We start from the raw sequence: 20,927 nt of genomic DNA on the forward strand, positions 1-20,927 counted from the left end.
CCGATATCGTTTCGACCGTCTTCGATATCTCGCCAATACGGCGATCGAGGGCAGCTCTGATGTCCGCCAAGATCGTCGATGTCGGCGCGATTGCCTGATCATCCCGAAAATAGATGGATCTTCTTCCTGGGCTCCGGACATTCTCGGATCACCCAGCCCGTATATTGATTGGGCGATTCGCTCGATTTCGTCAGTTTAAGGCGTTGCTATGGAATGTACTTGTAATCGCGTCAGTGAATAAAAGTCTATTCGCATAGGAATCTAACGGCGATTGCAATAAATGATAACTACGTAGATCGAGGCTCGCCGCCGATTACATTTTTGAGCGCGAAAGCTTTACAAGTCGCTATCCTGCCTTAATTATTCGTTAACGGTATCGATACAAAATTTTGGATCAAAAGTTATGATTTTTGCTCGGGTCGACGCTGCCTCAGGACAGGTCGGATTCGACGGTGACGCTGCGCGCGTCACGAAGGACGGTGTCGTCGTCGTCGACTGGACGACGGGGACGAGTCTGTCCGGCGTCCCCGCCGGGGTCGGCTATCAGCTTGAGACGGTCCGTGGCGGCGTCGTCACCTCGGTCGATCTCAGCGTCGGCTACATCGTCGTGACCACCGGCCAGTCCAACATGCGCGGTTGGTTCACCGACCCCGTGACGCAGGACGCGACCGTGCCGAGTTTCCGCTGGAACGGCAGCGACTGGGTCGCCACGCCCGGCGCCGGGGCGGTGGCCTTCGCCAGCACGTTGAGTGCCGGCCTGGACGGTGCGCCGATTGCGTTCGTCGATGGCGCGGTCGGAGGAACGGCGCTCCTCGCCCGAACCGAGACTGCGTTCGGCTACTGGCTGAAGGAGGGTCCCGGCAGCCTCTACCAGAACACCCTCGATCAGCTGAAAGCGGTCGGCGGCACGGCCGACCTCATTCTCTGGATGCAGGGCGAGACGGAGGCCAGCGCGCGGACGGTGACCGCGGACGAGTATGCGGGCGCGCTCCAGGGCCTCTTGGCCAAGGCCCAGGCCGATATGGGCAGCCCGCCCGTCATCATCGGGGGGCTGGCGGCCTCGCCGCTCTTCCCGGCCGGCTTCGACGCGATCCGGGCCGGCCAGATCGCCACCGCCGACGCGATGGCCGACGTGGACTACGTCGCCTCCGATCTCAGCCTGGAACTCATCGACCACGTTCACCTCACCGGCGCCGCCCGCGTCTGGCAGGCGATCGAGGTGGCGAAGGCCGCCGCCATCACGCTGGGCGGGCACGCCCCCGTTCCCGATCCGCGGCTGGCGGGCACCGACGCGGCCGACGATCTGGCACCCGGCGCGGGCGACGACGTGATCCGGAGCCTCGGCGGCGACGACCGCGTCGATGGCGGCGCCGGACGCGACGTCATCGCCGGCGGCGCGGGCGACGATCTCCTCCACGGCGGCGAGGACGACGACGCGATCTACGGCGACGACGGCATCGACACGATTCACGGGGACGGGGGGAACGACGTCCTCTTCGGCGGGCGCGGTGACGACGTCCTCTACGGCGGTGACGGCCGGGACCTCCTCAACGGAGGCTCCGGGCGCAACGTGCTCATCGGCGGTAACGGTGACGACACCTACACGATCGCGATCATCACCGACCACAGCCCCAACAGCGATGCGGTGGTGACCAACCAGATCGTGGAACTGGTGGGCGGGGGCTTCGATACCGTCAGTACGTCGATTTCCTACACGCTCGACGTCAATGTCGAGCAGCTCATCCTGGCCGGCAATGCCGCGATCGACGGGACGGGCAACGACGATGACAACGTCATCCTGGGCAATAACGGCGTCAACGTCATCTCGGGCCTGAACGGTGATGACATCCTGCGCGGCTACGGGGGCAACGACACCCTCTACGGCGGCGCGGGCAACGACATCCTCTACGGCGATATCGGCTTCGATGCCCTGTTCGGGGGCGAGGGCGACGATCGCTACTACACCGACGCCAACGACACGATCACCGAGGAGGACGGCCAGGGCATCGACACGGTCTTCGCGACCACATCCACCCTGCTGGTCCGCAACGTCGAGAACCTCACTCTGATCGGTTCTTCGGGGATCAACGGAACGGGCAACGAGCTCGCCAATATCATCATCGGCAATGCCGCGGCGAACGTACTCGATGGCGGCCTCGGCGCCGATATCCTGATCGGCGGGGTCGGCAACGATACCTACATCGTGGACGATGCCGGCGACGTCGTCATCGAGAGGCCCGGGGAGGGCCGGGACCTCGTCAAGGCGTCGATTTCCTGGACGCTCGGGAGCGACCTCGAGGATCTGACGCTGACCGGCACCGCCGACCTCGCCGGGACCGGCAACGGGCTCGCCAACGTCATCACGGGCAATACCGGCGCCAATCTCCTCACGGGCGGCGACGGCAACGACACGCTGCAAGGCGGCGCGGGTGCCGACACGCTCGTGGGCGAGGCCGGGGCGGATTACCTGCTGGGCGGGGAGGGGGACGATCTGCTGATCGGCGGGGCGGACAACGACCGCCTCGATGGCGGCCTGGGCGCCGACCGGATGCAGGGTGGCGCCGGCGCCGATACCTATACGGTGAACGACGCGGGCGACATCGTCGACGAGACGGGCGGCGATGGCATCGACCTCGTCAACAGCTCGGTCAGTTTCGACCTCGGTGATGCGGCGCGGACGATCGGGGCCGTCGAGAACCTGACGCTGACCGGCACCGACGACCTCGCCGGCGCCGGCAACGCGCTGACCAACGTCATCACGGGCAATGTCGGCGCCAATCTCCTCTCGGGCGGCGGCGGCAACGACTACCTTTACGGCATGGCCGGCAACGACACGCTCGTGGGCGATGCCGGGGCGGATTACCTGCTGGGCGGGGAGGGGGACGATCTGCTGATCGGCGGGGCGGACAACGACCGCCTCGATGGCGGCCTGGGCGCCGACCGGATGCAGGGCGGCGCCGGCGCCGACACCTATACGGTGAACGACGCGGGCGACATCGTCGACGAGACGGGCGGTGACGGAACCGACGTCGTCAACAGCGCGATCGATTTCAGCCTCGGCGATGCGGCGCGGGCGATCGGGGCCATCGAGAACCTGACGCTGACCGGCACCGCCAACCTCGCCGGGACCGGCAACGGGCTGGCCAACGTCATCACGGGCAATGCCGGCGCCAATGTTCTCTCCGGCGGTGACGGGGCCGATTCCCTGCTCGGCGGTGCGGGGGACGATGTCCTTGCGGGCGATGAGGGCAAGGATACGCTGACCGGCGGGGCGGGCGCCGACAGTTTCGTGTTCGGCGCGGCCAGCGCGACCAGCACCGATCGGGTCATCGACTTCAGCAGCGCGGCGGGTGACAAACTCGTGTTCAAGGCCGTCGATTACGGTCTCAACGTCGGTCAAGGCGTGGACGCGACGGGTCAGCTGAATGCGGATTACTTGGAGTACGGGGCGTCGGCGAGCCGCTCGCACGCGACGTTCGTGTTCAACAGCCTCACCAAGACGCTGTCCTGGGACGCGGATGGCGCGGGAGGGCAAGCCGCCGTGGCGGTGGCCATCTTCACGATCCCCACCGGCATGGCCGCCGGCGATTTCCTCAAAGCTTCAGACGTTCAGTTCGTTCTAAACCGGTCGTTGCCCGCCCCGAGCCTGGCGCTTCGGTCGGACACGGGCATCTCGGCGAGCGACGGCATCACCCAGGACGGGACCGTGGTCGCGGTTCCCGGCAGTCCGGGCGGCAGCCTGAGCTACACGGTCGACGGCGTCGCGGTGGCGACCTACGATCCGACCGCGCTCGCCGACGGTGCCCACACCGTCACGGTGACCCAGGCCGACGCGGCGGGCAACGTCTCCCCGACGACCTCGCTGAGCTTCGTCCTCGACCGGACCGCACCCTCCGCACCGAGCCTGGTGCTTGGGTCGGACACGGGCGCCTCGGCGAGCGACGGCGTCACCCGGGACGCGACCGTGGTCGTGGCCGCCGGTGAGCCGGGCGGCAGCCTGCGCTATACGGTCGATGGCGTCGCGGTGGCGGCCTACGATCCGACCGCGCTCGCCGACGGCACCCATACCGTCGCGGTGACGCAGACCGATGCGGCGGGCAACGTCTCCCCGACGACCTCGCTGAGCTTCGTCCTCGACCGGACCGCACCGTCCGCTCCGAGCCTGGTGCTTGGGTCGGATACGGGCGCCTCGGCGAGCGACGGCGTCACCCGGGACGCGACCCTGGTCGTGGCCGCCGGTGAGCCGGGCGGCAGCCTGCGCTATACGGTCGACGGCGTCGCGGTGACGACCTACGATCCGACGGCGCTCGCCGACGGCACCCATACCGTCGCGGTGGCGCAGACCGATGCGGCGGGCAACGTCTCCTCGGCAGCCTCGCTGAGCTTCGTCCTCGACCGGCTCGCGCCGAGCCTCTCGATCTCGGCCAGCGACGCGCAGCTCACCGCCGGTGAGACGAGCGAGCTCACCTTTCAGTTCAGCGAGACCATCTCGGGTTTCTCGTCGGACAGCGTATCGATCAGCCATGGCCAACTGGGGCGGTTCGCCAAGGTGGGCGAGCGGACCTACACGGCCCTGTTCACCCCCGATTCCGACTACGCGGGCGAGGGGCTCGTGAGTGTCGGGGGCGCCTCATACGCGGACAGTGCCGGGAATACGGGCGGCGGAGGCCAGATCGTTTTCTCGATCAATACCGTCGCGACGTCACGGATCGCCGGCACCGCGGGCGACGACATGTTGCGAGGGACGGCCTCCGACGACCGCATGTATGGTGACGCCGGAAACGATGTCTTGTTGGGCTATGCCGGAAACGACATGCTCTATGGGGAGGGCGGGAACGACCAGCTCGATGGCGGGACCGGCGCCGACACGATGCGTGGCGGGATCGGCGACGACACCTACACGGTCGAGAACGTGGGCGACGTCGTCGACGAGAGCGACGGCTCGGGTGCCGCGGACCGCGTCCTCAGCTCGATCAGCTTCGACCTCGGTGACCGGACGCACGTGCTCGGCGAGGTCGAGATCCTCATGCTGACCGGCACCGCGGCGATCAACGGCACGGGCAACGAACTCTCGAATAAGCTGGGCGGCAACGCGGCGGCCAACATCCTCGATGGGGGTGGCGGCAACGACTTTCTCTACGGTGTCGCCGGGAACGACACGCTGGTGGGCGGCGAGGGCAACGACCGCCTCGACGGCGGTGCGGGCGCCGACCTCATGCGCGGCGGCGCCGGCGACGACACCTACGATGTCGACAATGCCGGCGACGTGGTCGACGAAAGTGACGACCCTTGGGGCATCGACCTCGTCAACAGTGCCATCGACTACACGCTCTCGACCAACGTCGAGAACCTGACCCTGACCGGCACGGCGGCGCTTCACGGCACGGGCAATGCCCTTGCCAATCGGCTGAGTGGAAACGGCGCCGCCAACGTTCTGTCCGGTGGTGACGGGGCCGATATATTGCTCGGCAATGCGGGGGACGATGTCCTGGCCGGCGACGGCGGCAAGGATACGCTGACCGGCGGAGCAGGCGCCGACAGTTTCGTGTTTGGCGTGGCCAGCGCGGACAGCACCGACCGGATCCTCGACTTCAACAGTGCGGCCGGGGACAAACTCGTGTTTCGCGCCAGCGATTACGGTCTCGGCGTCGGTCACGGCGTGGACGCATCGGGTCATCTGAATGCGGACTACTTCGAGTACGGGGCGGCGGCGAGCCGGTCGCACGCGACATTCGTCTTCAACGGTTCATCGAAGACGCTGTCCTGGGACGCGGACGGTGCTGGGAGCCAGGCGGCCGTAGCGGTGGCTGTCTTCACGGTGCCCACCGGCATGGCAGCCACCGATTTCCTCAAAGCCATCGACGTCGATTTCATCGTGTAGCGATCCGCGCCCGCACCCCGAGCCTGGCGCTCGGGGGGGCGGGCCGTGGCCGCGATCCCCGGTCGGCGGGGCAGGGGCATCGGATCCGACGCGACGCTCACGCCTGACCATCCCCAAACCACGCTCGCTGGCGCGTTCCGGAGACGGCGAGGCGTGCCGCGGAGGAGGGGGCCTGTGCGGACCGCCCGGCCCTCCTCGACCAAGGAAAGGCGCAGCGATCCGCGACCGCCGCCCGTTCGTGCCGGCTGGATGCTACCCCGATCATCGCGCGGCGGTTCACCCATCCCAGGCAGGTTGCCATGCCGCCTCGCAGCCCGTCAGATCTCCGCCCCAACGGCCACCAAAGTCGTTCGCATAAGATATATTATGGAACATTGGGTCGTGGGCAGGGTCGCCCGGCGCTGTATGGTTAAGAGCATTAACCATGATTTCCTCGCATTTGAGCGAAGATTGCGAGGGAATCGGATCGGTTCGATCCGATGATGCCTCACGGTCGGCGGGCGACGTTGCACGAAATTGCAGATTGGCAACGCCGGGGCGGCACTTGTGGCACGATCATGCATAACGTATTCAATTTGGGCGGTGGGCGCGGCGCACTCTCGCAATCGTCACAATTCCCGGGCAACACGGCCAGACCGATGATCGCGATCAAGCGCTTCACCCCGTTTCATGCCGAGCCTCGCTCCATGCCGCTCCGCCCGCTCCTCGGCCTGATGCCGCTCGCCGCGCTGGCCATCGCCGGCATCGGCCCGGCCCTCGCCCAGCCCGACGCGCCGCCGGTCACGGGGCAGGCGCCGACCGAGCGGGTGGCCGAGCGGGTGCCGGCCAAGCTCGCCCGCCTCGCCTCGATGCTCGGGCAGGATGGCGACGTGCGGATCGTGGCGTTCGGCTCGTCCTCCACGGAAGGGGCGGGCGCGTCCTCGCCGGCCATGGCCTACCCTGCCCTGCTGGAGCGCGACCTCGAGGAGCGGCTGCAGATCGGTGCGTCGAGCCGGCGCTCGATCACCGTGATCAACCGCGGCAAGGGCGGCGACACCTCCGAGGAGATGGCGAAGCGCCTGGAGCGCGACGTGCTGGCCGAGCGGCCCGACCTCGTGATCTGGCAGACCGGCAGCAACGATCCCTTGCGCGGCGTGCCGGTGGAGCGTTTCGTCGAACTGACCCGCGCCGGCATCCAGGCGATCCGGGCCACCGGCGCCGACGTGGTGCTGATGGATCAGCAATGGTGCCGCAAGCTCTCTGGCGTCGACGGCGCCGAGCGCTACGGCGAGGCGCTGCACGCCCTCGCCGCCGAACTGAACGTCCCGGTGATCCGCCGCCGCGCCCTGATGCAGTCCTGGGTCACGCACGGCCTGATGACGCCGGCCCAGATGATCGGCCCCGACGGCCTCCACATGACCGATGCGGGCTATCGCCAGCTCGCCAAGGCGGCTGCCGCCCAGATCCTCGTCGGCGCCGGCCTGATCCAGCCCACGCTGGCCCGGAACTGAACCGGAGGAGGGACCTCTTTCCAAGAGGTCCCGAAGCCCCCTCCCCGCACACCATGCCCCACACCGAGCTGACCGAGGCGGCGCTCGCCGCCTTCCTCGACGCGTTCTACGGCAAGGTCCGCCGCGATCCGCTGATCGGGCCTGTCTTCGCCGGCCGGATTCCGGACGCGGATTGGCCGCATCACATGGCCCGGGTGACCGATTTCTGGTCCTCGGTGCTGCTGAAGACCGGCCGCTACAAGGGCAACCCGTTCGGCCGTCATCTCGGCATCGGCGGGCTCGCCCCGGACCATTTCGTCCGCTGGCTCGGCCTGTTCGAGGAAACTGCGGCGGAGTTTTTCGACGCTCCTCTGGCCGAGGACATCGCCGGGCGGGCGCACCGGATCGGCGACAGCCTCAAGGCGGGTTTGTTCTTCCGGCCCGATCTCGCGGGCGCGCGGTGAGACGCCGTCCCCCCGTCGCTCCGACCCGCGCCCTCATCCTGAGGGGCCGCGTCAGCGGCCTCGAAGGAGGGCTCCCGCTCGCACGCGATCCGGGGAGCCCTCCTTCGAGGCTGCGCTTCGCTCCGCACCTCGGGATGAGGCGGTCGGGTATGAGAAACCGGGCAGGCCGACGCTCTACAGATCCACCGCGACACTCAACCCGTCATGGGCCGGCACCACACCCGGCGGCAGCTTCCTGGCCAGCGTCGCGTAGTCGAGATCGGTGTGGAGATTCGTCAGGATCGCCCGCCGGGGCGCGACCTCCTCGATCAGGGCGAGGGCGTCCGAGACCGAGTAATGCGACGGGTGAGGGATCTCGCGCAGGGCGTCGATGATGAGCAGGTCGAGGTTGCGCAACTCCGCCTTGGCGGCCTCCGGCATCAGGCTCACGTCCGGGGCGTAGGCCGCCGGGCCGAAGCGGAAGCCGTGGGCGGCCTCGTTGCCGTGCTCCATCCAGAAGGCCACCGCCTCGATCGTGCCGCCGGCACCGTCGATCGTCACGGGCTCGCCCGCGCGCAACTCGTGCAGGTCGAGGATCGGCGGATAGGCGCTGCCCGGCGGCGTCTCGAAGGCGTAGCCGAACCGGGCCGTCAGCAGCGTGCGGGTGAGGGGATCGGCGTGGACCGGGATGCGGCGGCGCATCTGGATCACGAGGGGGCGGACGTCGTCGATGCCGTGGGTGTGGTCGGCATGCGCGTGGGTGTAGAGCAGGGCGTCGAGGCGGGTCACGCCCGCATCGATCAGTTGCTCGCGCAGGTCGGGCGAGGTGTCGACCAGCACCGTCGTCGGTGCCCCCTCCCCTCGCGCCTCCCCTTGCCCCTCCCCTTGCCGCTCGCGACGCTCGACCAGCAGCGAGCACCGGCGGCGGCGGTTGCGCGGGTTGAACGGGTCGCAGGCGCCCCAGCCGGAGCCGACCCGCGGGACGCCGCCCGACGAGCCGCAGCCGAGGATGCGGAGCGTTAGGCTCGCCATGGGCCCTCCCCGATCGTCATGCGGACACGCCCTCGAGGGCCGCCGCCTTCGTGAACAGCCGGTAGAAATTGCCCGTGGTGAGCGCGGCGAAATCCTCGAATGGCAGGTCGAGGGCCCGTGCCAGCACGCGGGCGGTGTCGGCGGTGTAGGCGGGCTCGCAGCGCTTTCCCCGGTGCGGCTCCGGCGCCAGGAACGGCGCGTCGGTCTCCACCAGGATGCGGTCGCGCGGGACGCGGCGGGCGATGTCGCGCAGCGCGTCCGAGCGGCGGAAGGTGACGATGCCGGAGAACGACACGGACAGCCCCAGTTCGACCCCGACCTCGGCCAGCCGCGCGCCCGACGAGAAGCAGTGCAGCACCGCCTTGAACGGGGCGCGGGCCATCTCGTCGGTCAGCACCGCCTCCATCTGCGCGTCGGCGTCGCGGGAATGGATCACCAGCGGCAGGCCAGCGCGGCGGGCGGCCTCGATATGGGCGCGCAGCACCCGCTCCTGCACGGCCTCCGGTGCGGCATCCTCGTAATGATAGTCGAGCCCGGCCTCGCCGATGCCGACGCAGCGCGGGGCCTCGGCCAAGGCCGCGATCGTGTCGGCGGGCACGTCCGGCTCCTCGGCCGCCCCGTGCGGGTGGGTGCCGACCGTGTACCAGACGGCGGGGTTGGCCTCGCTGATCGCCCGGTAGCTGTCCGCCTTGGCGACCCGGGTCGAGATGGTGACGAGCCGCGTCACCCCCGCGGCCGCCGCGCGGGCGACGACGCCGGGGATGTCCTCGGCGAAATCGGGGAAATCGAGATGGCAGTGGCTGTCGACCAGCATGGATTCTTTTGAGCGGTGAGGGCGTGAGGGAGACGGAGGCCGTCAGGCCGCGGCCTCCGGTTTCTCGAAACGCGGGAAGATCGGCGCCGGTGCCGGAAGCGCCGTGCCGGGCGTCAGGCGATGGGCCTCGTCGGCGAAGGCGAAGCTCCGCGCGTCGGCCGGCACCGCCAGGAGATCCAGGAGCGCCGCGCCCGCCGTCGGCACGAAGGGCTGCACCATGATCCCGACCCGGCGCAGGGTCTCCACGGTGACGTAGAGCACCGTCTCCATGCGGGCCGGATCGGACTTGCGTAAGCGCCACGGCTCTTCCGAGGCGAAGTAGCGGTTGGCGTCGGCCACCACGGTCCAGATCTCGGACAGGATCGTGTGCAGCGCCAGATCGCGCATCAATCCCCTCGCCTTCTCCGGCAGGGCCGCGGCGGCGGCGAGCAAGCGGGTATCCGCTTCGCTGAGGGCGCCCGGCTGCGGCACGGCGCCGGACAGGTTCTTGGCGATCATCGAGAGCGAGCGCTGGGCGAGATTGCCGAGATCGTTGGCGAGATCCGCGTTGATGCGGTTGATGATCGCCTCGTGGCTGTAATTGCCGTCGCCGCCGAACGGCACCTCGCGCAGCACGAAGTAGCGCAGGGCATCGACCCCGTAGGTCTCGGCCAGATCCATCGGATCGACGACGTTGCCGAGCGATTTCGACATCTTCTCGCCCTTGGAGAGCAGGAAGCCGTGGCCGAAGACGCGGGCCGGCACCGGCAGCCCCGCCGACATCAGGAAGGCCGGCCAGTAGACCGCGTGGAAGCGGACGATGTCCTTGCCGATCACGTGCACGTCGGCCGGCCAGAAGCGGAAGCGTGGATCGCTCTCGTCGGGGAAGCCGCAGACCGTGAGGTAGTTCGTCAGGGCATCGACCCAGACATACATGACGTGGGCCGGATGCCCCGGCACCGGCACGCCCCAATCGAAGGTGGTGCGGCTGATCGAGAGGTCCTTGAGCCCCGAGCGCACGAAGCTCGCGACCTCGTTGAGGCGCGTCTCCGGGCTCAGGAAATCGGGGCGCTCGGCGTAGAGCGCGAGCAGACGATCCTGATACTTCGACAGGCGGAAGAGGAAGTTCTCCTCCTCCATCCACTCGACCGGGGTGTCGGTCTTGATCGAGCGGCGGCTTCCATCGGGGCCCACGACGGTCTCGGCCTCGTCGTAATAGGCCTCGTCGCGCACCGAGTACCAGCCGGCATATTTGGCGAGATAGATGTCGCCATTGGCCTCCATGCGCCGCCACAGCTCCTGGGCGGCGGCGTAATGGTCGGCCTCCGTGGTGCGGATGAAGCGGTCGTAGGCGCAGTTCAGCCGGTCGGCCATGGCCTTGAAGCGCCCGGCCATGTCGTCGACGAAGGCCCGCGGGCTGATCCCGGCCCTGGCCGCCGTCTGCTGGATCTTGAGGCCGTGCTCGTCGGTGCCGGTGGAGAACAGCACCTCGCGCCCGTCGAGGCGCTGGAAGCGCGCGATCGCGTCCGTGGCGATCACCTCGTAGGCGTGGCCGATATGCGGCGCGCCGTTGGGGTAGGAGATCGCCGTGGTGATGAGGAAGGGCTGCCTCGCCGTCTCGCTCACGTATGATGTCCCGGCTGGTTCGAACATGGACCGAGGGGCCTTGTGGCGCGCCGCGTCCCGCGACGCAACCGAGGCGAGGCGGAGCGCGGTGCTGTCAGGGCGCCGGACGCATGCTGGCGGCGGAAAACCGCCCGATTCCTCGTGGACGGGGATCCGAAGCGCACGGGGACACGCCGCCCCGGACCGTTCCCGAGACCCCTACCATGATCACCCGCCTCGTCAGAGGATTGTCGTCCCGCTCCGCGGTGCCCCTCGTCGCGACGGGCCGCGCCCCGGCGGCGCCCGTCACCGTCGGCACCCGCGCGCCGGGCCTCTCCAACATCCAGGTCCTGCGCGGGCTCGCGGCGAGCGCCGTGCTCGTCCACCATACGGCCCACTACGCCGAGGCCCTGCGCGGCGCCGGGCGGCCGATGCGGGCCCTCGACGCCATGCTCGGGCTGTGGGGCGTGGCCCTGTTCTTCGCGATCTCCGGCTTCCTGATGGCCGGGCTCGTCCTGCGCGACCGCCCCCTCGCCTTCCTGTCCCACCGGATCGCGCGGATCTTCCCGACCTATCTCGCCGTGGTCGCCCTGTTCGCCGGGCTGTTCGCCGCCCTCGGCCTCGGCTTCGGCAATCTCACGCCGCTGACGTTGTCGCTCGCGCCGGCCGGCCCCCGCGCCTACCCCCTCACCGTCGAGTGGACGCTGGTCTTCGAGACGAGCTTCTATGTCGGCCTGTTCCTCGTGGCGCTGGCCGGCCTCGCCCGCCGGATCGTGCCGCTGGCGCTCGGCTGGCTCGGGCTCATGGCTGCCGCCTTCGTGATGCTGCCGCAGGGCGCGGTCGACCTTACCCTGCCGCCGCTCTACCTGCTGCCGCTGTCCGGCGCCTGCATTCCCTTCGCGGGCGGCCTGCTCCTGCCGCGCCTCATCGCGTCCGGTCGGCTGCGGCCCTCCGCGGGTCTGCTGGCGCTGCCGCTGGCGGCGGCCTGCCTGCTGGTGGAGATCGACGCGGCGCGCTGGCTCGGCGGGGCCGCCGCGGTGCTGCTCGTGGGCGCCGCCGCGACCGGACAGCAAATCCGGGGCGAGGGGCCCCTGTCCCGGGCGGCGCTGGCCCTCGGGGATGGGAGCTACGTCCTCTACCTCGTCCACGTCCCGGTGCTGTGGCTCACGGCCCAGGCCCTGCCCGCCTCCTGGCCCGGATTCGCCTACGGGCTTGTCGGAATTGCCGCGGCGCTCGGCCTCGCCGCCCTGCTCGGCCCCCTCGACGGAGCGCTCTACCGGCACCTGCGCCGCCGCATCGATGCGGCCTCCCCCCGGAGCCTGCGGCGGGGCCTCACCCTCTACCTCCTGCTGTTCTTCGGTTGTGCCGCCTGGGGCAGCATCGAGACCGCCCGCAACGATCTGCGCGAGAGCCGGGCACGGGCCGCCCTCGCCGGGCTTCCCCCGGAGGCGTGGTCCGGCCGCGAATCGGCCGAGGCCGCCCTCTCCGGCCGCGACCTCGGCCTGCCGGCCACCCTGCGGGGCGCGCTGGAAGCGATCGAGCCGGTCTCGCCGACGGAGGCGATCGTGAGCGGCTTCGCCTACGATCCGGCGCGGCCGGAGCGCGGGATGATGCTCGCCCTCTATTGCGGCGGGCGGCTCGCGGGGCTCGACCGGCCGCGGCGCCTGCGCGCGGATCTCGCCGCCCGCCCCGGCTTCGAGGGCGTCGGACGACAGCGGATCGGCTATCGGATGCGCATCGCGCGCGCGGCCTGTCCGGGCGATGCCGTCCCGCTCGCCATTGTCGTCGACGAGGACGGGCGCATGGCCGCGCTGCCCGGGACGGACGGCCGGTGATGCGCGGGTTTGGGGCTTACCGGCCGGCAGCCGCCAGCGTCTCGAAGGCCGCGAGCACCAGGGGACGGCGGTCGAGATTGTAGATCGCCGCCTCGCGGGCGGCGGCGCCGATGCGCTCGGCGGCCTCGACCAGCGGCAGGAGCCGGGCCGGGCCCTCCCCCTGGCGGCGGTCGATCTCGGCGGCGACATGGCGCTGGATCGCGTCGAGCACGGCCGCGAGCAGGGGCTCGGCATCGCGGGCGGCGAGGCTCTCGCCGAGCTTCAGAACGCGGCGCCAATCCGGGTCGGGCAGGCCGGCGAGCAGGCTCGACACCTCCGCCTCGATCCCCTGCGTCGCGGGATCGAGCAGGGCCACCGCCCGCGCCACCGAGCCCTCGCAGAGGGCCGCGGCGCGGGCGAGCGCCGCCGGATCGGGCCGGGGGAAGGGGGCCGGAAAGCCCTCGATCACGGTGCGCACCTGCTCTTCGGCCAGCGGGCGCAGGGTCAGGGCGCGGCAGCGGGAGCGGATCGTCGGCAGGAGCCGCCCCGGCGCGTGGGACACGATCAGGAAGATCGCCCGTGGGGGCGGCTCCTCGATCATCTTCAGCAGCGCGTTGGCGCTGTTGGCGTTGAGATCCTCGGCGCTGTCGACGATGCAGACGCGCCAGCCCCCCTCCCCGCCCGCGGTAGTGGCGAACAGGGCGAGCGCCTCGCGGGCGGCATCGACGGAGATGCGGGTCGGCAGGGTCTTGGCGCCCGGCGCCTGGACCCGGCGCAGCGCGATCAGGTTCGGATGCGACAGGGCCGCCACTTGGCGGGCGGCCGGATGGTCCTCGGGCAGGTCGAGGCGGCCGGGGGCGGGCAGCGTGCGCGGATCGGCGACCAGACGCCGGGCGACGCGATAGGCGAGCGTCGCCTTGCCGATGCCGACGGGGCCGCCGATCAGCCACGCATGATGGAGGCGGCCGGCGGCCAGAGCCTCGGTGAAGGCCGTCTGGGCCGCCCCGTGGCCGACGAGGCGGGTCTGCTCGCGCGGGCGCGGCACGTGGGCGAGATCGCCGGCTTCGGCCTCCGTGACGGCGGGCGCCTCCTTGCGGGCGCGGCCTCCCTCAGGCGGCATGGTCGCGGCCTCCTTCCCGATCCCCTGCCCGATCGCCGTCACGGTCCCCCGGGCTCGTCTCGCCGGTCAGGAGATCGGGCCGGAGGGCGGCAAGGGCCGCGCGGATCGCCGCTTCCACCGCGTCGGGGCCGGGCTCGGCATCGATCACCCGGCAGCGCTCCGGCTCGGCCTCGGCGATGGACCGGAAGGCCGCCCGCAACCGCTCGTGGAAGCCCAGCGCCTCGGCCTCGAACCGGTCCGGCGCCTCGCCCCCCTCCCCGCTCCTGCGGCGGGCGCGGGCGAGGCCGGCCGGCGCCGGCAGATCGAGGATCAGGGTGAGGTCGGGGCGCAGGGCACCGAGCGTCACCCGCTCCAGGCTCGCGATCAGCGCCGGATCGAGGCCGCCCGCCGCGCCTTGATAGGCTCGGGTGGAATCGGCGAAGCGGTCGCACAGGACGATGGCGCCGCGCTCCAGCGCCGGGCGGATCAGCGCGTCGATATGGTCGATGCGGGCCGCGGCGAAGATCAGCGCCTCGGCGAAGGGGCCGAACGATTTGGCCACGCCCCGGAGCAGCGCCTCGCGATAGCGTTCCGCCCGCTGGGTGCCGCCGGGCTCGCGCGTCGTCACGACCTCGCGCCCGCTCCGTTCCCGCAGGGTGGCGGCCAGTCGGGCGATCTGGGTGGACTTGCCCGCCCCCTCCCCGCCCTCGAAGGTGATGAAGACGCCCCGCGGCGCATCGCTCGACATGGAAAGCGGGCTAGCACAGGGTGGGCCGGCGCGACAGCGCAGGTGGAGGGCAGGGGGAGACGCCGAACGTGCGCCATCGCGATTCCGGGTTCGTCTCCGGCGCCCCGGAATCACGGCAGTGGATTGTCCGAGGTTGGCGGCGATGGCGCTCGAGTCGGACCGCGGACGCTCAAACGGCAGGCGCCGTCGTCAGCCATTCCCGCATCGCGTCGAAGGTGGCGATGCCGGCCGCGAAGGCAGGGGCTTCCTGCGCCGGAGGAAGGCCGTCCAGCCGCTCGCGGAAACGCCGCCAGAGCGGCCCGGCCTCGCGGCCCCGGCCGGCGTAATAGGCGAGCGGGGCGGCCTGACCGTGCAGGCCCCCGACATGGCGCCCGATGACGAGACCGCCGAGGGTCGAGCCCTCCAGCACGTAGAGCGCGCCGAAGGCCGCGCCCTCCCCGTCGAGGACGGGGGCGTCGGGCGCGGGCAGGGCGTCGCGGGCCGCTTCGTCGAGGCCGAGGGCGGCGAGATCCGTGTCGAGGGCGGCGAGCCGCCGCCGCGGCGCGAGAAAGTCCGCGTCGGAGAGCCCTGCGGCGATGGCGGGTTCGTAGGCGGCATGGAAACCCCGCAGCCGGGCCAGCAGCGCGCGGTAGCCGGGAAGCGTCGCCACCTTGTCCTGCCAATCGAGATCGCGTTCCAGGGCGGCATGGGCATCCGCCGTGGCCTCGCGCAGGCGGGCGTGCAGGGTCTCGCGCTCGCTCACACCCGGCTCCGGCTCAGACGTGAACGGTGAAGCAGGCGCCGCCCGCATTCTCGGCCTCGAGGCGGGCGCCGATCTGCTCCAGCATGGCGCGGACCAGCTTCATCCCGAGCCCGGTGCCCTGCGCCTTGCGGCTTTCCCAATCCGGCGGCATGCCGTCGCCGTCGTCGCAGACGGTGAGCCGCACCGCCCCTTCCCCGCTGCGGGCCTCGCCCGATGCGGGCGCCGGCCCCTCCGTCCCCTCGCTCCGCCGCTCGCCCTTCACCGTCACGGTGATATGCGCGCCCTTGTCGGGCCGGCTCGCATATTTGAACGCGTTGGTGACGAGTTCGGTGGTGATGAGCGAGAGCGCCACGGCGTGGCGATAGGGCACCATCAGGCCGGCATCGGCGGTCAGCTCGACGCTGTGCTCGTCCCCCGCCATGCCGGCGAGGTCGTCGCAGAGCGCCTGGATGGTCTGGCCGAGATCAACCTCCTCCAGGCTGTCGCCCTGGTACAGGCTGTCGTGGACGCGGGCCACGCTCATCACCCGCGCCGAGGTCTCGGAGAAGGCTTGGCGGGCGGCCGGGTCGGCGATCTGGCGGCGCTGCATGTGCAGGAAGGCCGTGACGATCTGCAGCGAGTTCTTGACCCGGTGGTCGATCTCGCGGGTCAGGAGATCCTTCTGCTCCAGCAGGCGCTCCTTCTCGGCGAGCAGACCGGTCAGCTCGGAGATCTTGCGGCGCTGGCGCAGGACCACGCCGTCCACGGCCTCCGCGAGCTGCTGGGCGAGATCGACCTTCCACGGGGCGAAGGGGATCGAATGGCCGCGCCGCTCCTCGACCCAGCGCTCGAACGAGCGCCGCGGCAGCACCGCCACCGGCCCGCTGCCGGGCAGGACCGGCTTTCTCGGATCGCCGCCCCAGGTGACCGTGCTCGGCACTTCCGGCTTGAACCACAGGAGCAGGTGGCGCCGCTGGGCCCCGACGAACACCGCGAGCAGGCCGCTCGCGATCTCGGTATAGAAGGCGGCCGGCGCATGGTGCAGCGCCAGCGTGTCGGTGACGAAGCTTCGCGCCTCGGCGGGCAACTCCGCCCGCAGCCACTCGGTGAGCGCTCCGATCTGCGCCTCGTCCGGCGCCGCACCCGCCCGCCACACGGTGTCGTCGGAGACGATCGCCGCGCCGGTGGCGGCGAACAGGTCGATCAGCGCCGGGCTGCCCTGCATCAGGGTGTCGGTGAAATCCTCGGTGCTGGTCAGCCGCCGCACCAGCTGACCCTGGATGTCGAGGTGATGCTGGCGCTCGCTCCAGAGCGCCTTGCCCTCGATCTCCTGCACCCGCATCGCGAAGGCGTCGGTCAGGACGGTCGCCGCCGCGCGGGTCTCCGGAGCGACGTAGTGCGGACGGCGGTGATGGCCGATCATCAGGCCCCACAGTCGGTTCTCGACCATGATCGAGATCGACATCGAGCCGTCGACGCCGAGATTGCGCTGGTATTCGAGATGGATCGGCGACAGCGTGCGGTTCTGGGCGAAGGTCAGGTCGATCGGCGCATTGCCGGCGGCCCGATCCGCCACCAGGGGCACCGGCACGCAGTCGCGGTCGATGACGAAGCGGCTCTTGGCCTTGGTGTAGAGCGCGCGCGCCTGGGCCGGGATGTCGGAGGCGGGGAAGCGCAGGCCGATCAGCGGGCGCTGCCAGTCCGGCACCATGTCCTCGGCGATGGCCTCGCCGTTCCAGTCGGTGTCGAAGCGGTAGACCAGCACCGATTCGAAGCCGGTGACCGCACGGATCTCCAGGGCGGCGATCTGGGCCGCCTCGGTGAGGCTCTCGGCGGCGCGCAGGCGGGTCATCGCCAATTCGGTGTCGAGGGGGCTCGCGGCGCAAAAGTCCTCGGCCCGCTCGGGGGCGAGTTCGAGTTCGACGATCACCCGGCCGAGATGGACATGGGCGACGAGGTGGAAGGTTTCCCCACGCGGCGGGAGCGTGATGGCGCAGCGCAGGACCCGCCCGTCGGTGAGGCTGTGGGCGGCGATCCCGTCGCGGAGGGCGGACACGATTCCCGTCGGCAGCACCGCGTCCAGATGCTGCCCGGTCGGCGGGAACAGGGCGGGCGGCAGCACGTCCGCCGCGTTGGCGCTGAAGGCGAGGATCTCGAAGCTGCCCGCATCGGCGGCGAGCATCACGGCGTTCGGCTGGATCGAGCCGGGGATGTGGATCGGCTCGCGCTCGCACAGGCCGGGATCGACCGGCTCGGCCCGGCTGCGCCGGGCGATGGCCGCCAGCACCGCCTCGCGGGAGGGGCCGGAGGCGATCTGCTCCAGGGGGCTGATGGCGAGCCAGGTGCGTCCGTCCGTGCCGGGCATCAGGCCGATGCGCGCCCGCAACGGGGCGGGAAGCCGGCCGAACACGAACTCGAAGGTCTGCGCGCCGACGCTCCCGCGCTGGGTCCCGAGGAAGCGGCCGTAGAAGCCCGGAACGCGGGCGCTCGGCATGAGATCGCGGAAGAAGTTGCGTCCCACCATCGATTCGGGGGCGAAGCCGCACAGGCTTCCTGCCGCCCGGTTGCAGGCGAGCACGAGCCCTGCCGGATCGAGAGCGAGAAGCCCCGCCTCGATCGCGTCCCTCTGGGCTGTCGTCAGGGCGTCGAGATCGACGGGCAGATCGATCGGGACAGAGTCCGAACCCGTGGCCGTCCCTTTGGCCGCTCCCGTGATCGCTCCCTTGGCGTGCATCTGCGACGGATCGACCATTACGCTGCCCGATATGCCTGCCGCGAGCCTTGTGCGCAATCCTTCTGTCGGAAAGATCCCCCGTGCGAGGCTAAACCGGCATATGGCCAAGTTGTTGAGCTCACGGAGCTTTGTATGTAAGCGCACAGAGTGTGCATATCGAAGCGGACCGCCTCCTGCGGCTCATGATCGGCCCGGTGCTGCTGGTTGGCCGCGCGCTCCCAAGGCCGCCCCGGATGCGCTCACACGCCGATCCGGTGCCGTGCCGGCCGCCGCCGAAGGGCGGCCCCGAACCTTAACGATGAAGACACTCCGATCGTTCATCGACCGCAGAAGGGGCGGGGCGCGGATCAGCCGTCCCGATCCGCCAACTGACCGAGCGCCGTGTCGAGCGCTTCCTCCAGGGTCGGGTGGTAGAAGGGACGGTCGCGGAAGGCCGCCACGTCGAGACCGTCCTGCACGGCGTAGGCGACGAGATGGGCCAGATGCTCGACCTCCGGGCCGATCATCTCGGCGCCGACGAGGCGTCCGCCGGGCTCGGCATAGAGGCGCAGGCCTCCCTGCGCCCGGTCCATGGCGCGCGCCCGGCCCTGATCGCAGAAATCCGCGCCGCCGACGCGGTGGCCCGCGTCCTCGTCGAAGCCGCCGCCCACCACCGCGATCTGCGGATCGCTGAACACCATGGCGAGCATCACCCAGCGCTCCGGCCGCTTGACGCCCGCACCGGCGGCGAGGCGGGCGGCGTTGCGTCCGGCGATCTTTCCCTGGCGGCTCGCCTCGTGCAGGATCGGGCGATCGGCATTGGCGTCGCCCGCGATGAACAGGGCGGTGCCTTCGCATCGCAGGGAGCGGGCGTCGAAGGCGGGGCTGCCGCGCTCGTCGAGCTGGGCGCCAGTGCGTTCGAGGCCGATGCCCCGCACGTTCGGCGGCCGTCCGGCAGCGGAGAGCACCCGGGCGAAACGGCCGGATCCCGATGTCGAATCCGCCCCTTCCTTCGCGCTCCAGGTCAGGTGCACGCCGTCGCCCTCCGCAGCGCCGGATTCGACTTCCGCGCCGAGATGAAGATTGAAGGCGCCGGAGAAGATCTCGCGGGCCGCCGCCGTCAGGTCGGGATCCTTCAGGCCCCCCAGGCTGTCGCCGGGATCGAACACGCTGACCCGCACGCCGAGCCGGGCCATGGCCTGGGCGAGTTCGAGCCCCACCGGCCCGGCACCGAGCACGGCCAGGGATTCGGGCAGAGTTTCGATCTCGAACACGGTGTCGGTAGTGAGCACGCGCTCACCCAGGTCGTGCAGCGGCTCGGGCACGCTCGGGCTCGACCCGGTGGCGAGCACCGCGGCCTTGAAGCGCAGGCGCGTGTGGTCGCCCACCCGCAGGCTATCCGGTCCCTCGAACACCGCCCGGCCGGTCAAGCGCGATTCCGCCGGCAGATCGTCGAGCCCCTCGAACACGGACGCCACGAAGTCGTCGCGCAGGCTGCGCATCCGCCGCAGCACCGCAGGGCCGTCGATCCCGACGCCCTCGACCCGCACGCCGAACACCTCCGCCCCGCGGGCGACATGCGCCGCCTCGGCCGCACTGATCAGGAGCTTCGACGGCATGCAGCCGACGCGGGCACAGGTGGTGCCGCCCGGCCCCTGCTCGATCAGCACCGAGCGCGCGCCCTCCTTGAGGGCGGCGCGATGGGCGGCGATGCCGGCGGTGCCGGCACCGATGATGGCGACGTCGCAGACGATCTCGCGCATCGGATCAGGCCGACATGGTCAGGACGGCGCCGCCATCGACGCGCACATTCTCGCCGGTGATGAAGCTCGCCTGCTCCGAGCAGAGGAAGGCGACCGCCGCCGCGACCTCCTCCGCCCGTCCGCGACGCTTGGCGACCATGCCGGGGCGCTTCTCCTCGAGGAAGCTCTCGATCGCTTCGTCGAACGAGACGCCGAGTTCCTCGGCCCGCTTCTCCATCATGGCATCGGTCATCGGCGTGGCGATGAAGGCGGGGGCCACCGAATTCACCAGAACGCCGTCCGGCCCGTAGGCCTTGGACAGGCCCTTGGTCAGGTTCATCAGGCCGGCCTTGGCGGCGCAGTAGGGCAACTCCTCGACATAGGGCTGGACCGCGTCCTCGGAGGTGAAGAGCACGATGCGCCCCCATTTCTGCGCGCGCATGCCGGGAATGAAGGCGCGGGCGACCCGCACCGCCCCCATCAGATCCGCCTGGATCGTCGAGAGCCAGCCATCGTCGTCGATGTCGAGGAAGTCGCCGGTGGCGCCGGTCACGCCCGCGGCGTTGACGAGGATCGACGGCTTCGCGTCGAAGGCGCGGTCGGCGAAGTCGCGCAGCTTGAGGGCGCCCTCGTTGGAGGAGAGGTCCGCTTGGCAGGCCTTGACTTCGCCGAGCGCGGACAGCCGCTGGGCGGCCTCCTGCAATTCCGTCTCCTTCAGGTCCGAGAGGACGACGCGGACGCCCTCGCGCAGGAGATATTCCGCGGTGGTATAGCCCATGCCGGAATCGCCGCCGGTGATCACCGCGACGCGACCGCTGATACCGAGATCCATGAGAGAGGTCCTTCCCGGCCGGCGGGCGCCGACGC

The 20,927-nt window shown here is 70.5% G+C and carries 13 protein-coding genes; 4 read left to right on the forward strand and 9 right to left on the reverse strand.

Features of this window, described 5'->3' with window-relative positions:
• Nucleotides 1-403: 403 nt before the first annotated feature.
• The 3 genes from OWC43_RS16335 to OWC43_RS16345 all read left to right on the forward strand — a co-directional run bounded on the left by OWC43_RS16335 (nt 404) and on the right by OWC43_RS16345 (nt 7,814).
• Nucleotides 404-5,881 carry a beta strand repeat-containing protein gene (locus OWC43_RS16335; RefSeq protein WP_393957437.1) on the forward strand — a complete coding sequence of 1,826 codons (5,478 nt, stop codon included), beginning with the start codon at nt 404-406 and terminating at the stop codon, nt 5,879-5,881.
• Nucleotides 5,882-6,567: 686 nt separating this feature from the next.
• Complete coding sequence (locus OWC43_RS16340) at nt 6,568-7,371, forward strand: SGNH/GDSL hydrolase family protein (protein WP_137831692.1); 804 nt, start codon at nt 6,568-6,570, stop codon at nt 7,369-7,371.
• Between the two features lie 53 nt (nt 7,372-7,424).
• Nucleotides 7,425-7,814 (forward strand): group III truncated hemoglobin, encoded by a 390-nt coding sequence (locus OWC43_RS16345; protein ID WP_393957438.1) that lies wholly within the window; start codon nt 7,425-7,427, stop codon nt 7,812-7,814.
• Nucleotides 7,815-7,988: 174 nt separating this feature from the next.
• On the opposite strand, the gene OWC43_RS16350 is transcribed toward OWC43_RS16345, so the two are convergent.
• From OWC43_RS16350 to metG, 3 genes are read right to left on the reverse strand one after another with little or no spacing between them, the layout of a single operon-like run.
• Nucleotides 7,989-8,825 (reverse strand): MBL fold metallo-hydrolase, encoded by an 837-nt coding sequence (locus OWC43_RS16350; RefSeq protein ID WP_393957439.1) that lies wholly within the window; start codon nt 8,823-8,825, stop codon nt 7,989-7,991.
• A gap of 16 nt (nt 8,826-8,841) precedes the next feature.
• Nucleotides 8,842-9,639 carry a TatD family hydrolase gene (locus OWC43_RS16355; RefSeq protein ID WP_393957440.1) on the reverse strand — a complete coding sequence of 266 codons (798 nt, stop codon included), beginning with the start codon at nt 9,637-9,639 and terminating at the stop codon, nt 8,842-8,844.
• A gap of 42 nt (nt 9,640-9,681) precedes the next feature.
• Nucleotides 9,682-11,244 carry a methionine--tRNA ligase gene (gene metG, locus OWC43_RS16360; protein WP_373324521.1) on the reverse strand — a complete coding sequence of 521 codons (1,563 nt, stop codon included), beginning with the start codon at nt 11,242-11,244 and terminating at the stop codon, nt 9,682-9,684.
• A gap of 203 nt (nt 11,245-11,447) precedes the next feature.
• Between metG and OWC43_RS16365 the strand changes: the two genes are divergently transcribed.
• Nucleotides 11,448-13,058, forward strand: coding sequence for an acyltransferase family protein (locus tag OWC43_RS16365; protein ID WP_393957441.1), 1,611 nt, complete (start codon nt 11,448-11,450; stop codon nt 13,056-13,058).
• Between the two features lie 16 nt (nt 13,059-13,074).
• Here OWC43_RS16365 and OWC43_RS16370 read toward each other — a convergent pair whose 3' ends face one another.
• The 6 genes from OWC43_RS16370 to OWC43_RS16395 all read right to left on the reverse strand — a co-directional run bounded on the left by OWC43_RS16370 (nt 13,075) and on the right by OWC43_RS16395 (nt 20,892).
• Entirely contained in the window at nt 13,075-14,157 is a 1,083-nt protein-coding gene (locus OWC43_RS16370) for a DNA polymerase III subunit delta' (protein WP_393957442.1), read from the reverse strand.
• Nucleotides 14,147-14,884, reverse strand: coding sequence for a dTMP kinase (gene tmk, locus OWC43_RS16375; RefSeq protein ID WP_393957443.1), 738 nt, complete (start codon nt 14,882-14,884; stop codon nt 14,147-14,149). Before tmk ends, OWC43_RS16370 begins: the two co-directional genes overlap by 11 nt.
• Nucleotides 14,885-15,053: 169 nt before the next feature.
• Nucleotides 15,054-15,626, reverse strand: coding sequence for a biliverdin-producing heme oxygenase (locus OWC43_RS16380; RefSeq protein WP_246681773.1), 573 nt, complete (start codon nt 15,624-15,626; stop codon nt 15,054-15,056).
• 13 nt (nt 15,627-15,639) lie between these two features.
• Nucleotides 15,640-18,357 carry a histidine kinase dimerization/phosphoacceptor domain -containing protein gene (locus OWC43_RS16385; RefSeq protein WP_393957444.1) on the reverse strand — a complete coding sequence of 906 codons (2,718 nt, stop codon included), beginning with the start codon at nt 18,355-18,357 and terminating at the stop codon, nt 15,640-15,642.
• A 329-nt stretch (nt 18,358-18,686) separates the two neighbouring features.
• On the reverse strand, nt 18,687-20,081 hold the full coding sequence (locus tag OWC43_RS16390; protein WP_393957445.1) for a dihydrolipoyl dehydrogenase: 1,395 nt from the start codon (nt 20,079-20,081) through the stop codon (nt 18,687-18,689).
• A gap of 4 nt (nt 20,082-20,085) precedes the next feature.
• The gene (locus OWC43_RS16395) at nt 20,086-20,892 is read right to left on the reverse strand and encodes an SDR family oxidoreductase (protein WP_137831178.1); all 807 of its coding nucleotides are present in this window, start codon (nt 20,890-20,892) and stop codon (nt 20,086-20,088) included.
• Nucleotides 20,893-20,927: the final 35 nt, after the last annotated feature.

This window comes from Methylorubrum sp. POS3 (genome assembly GCF_043352485.1).
Taxonomy (GTDB): domain Bacteria; phylum Pseudomonadota; class Alphaproteobacteria; order Rhizobiales; family Beijerinckiaceae; genus Methylobacterium; species Methylobacterium suomiense.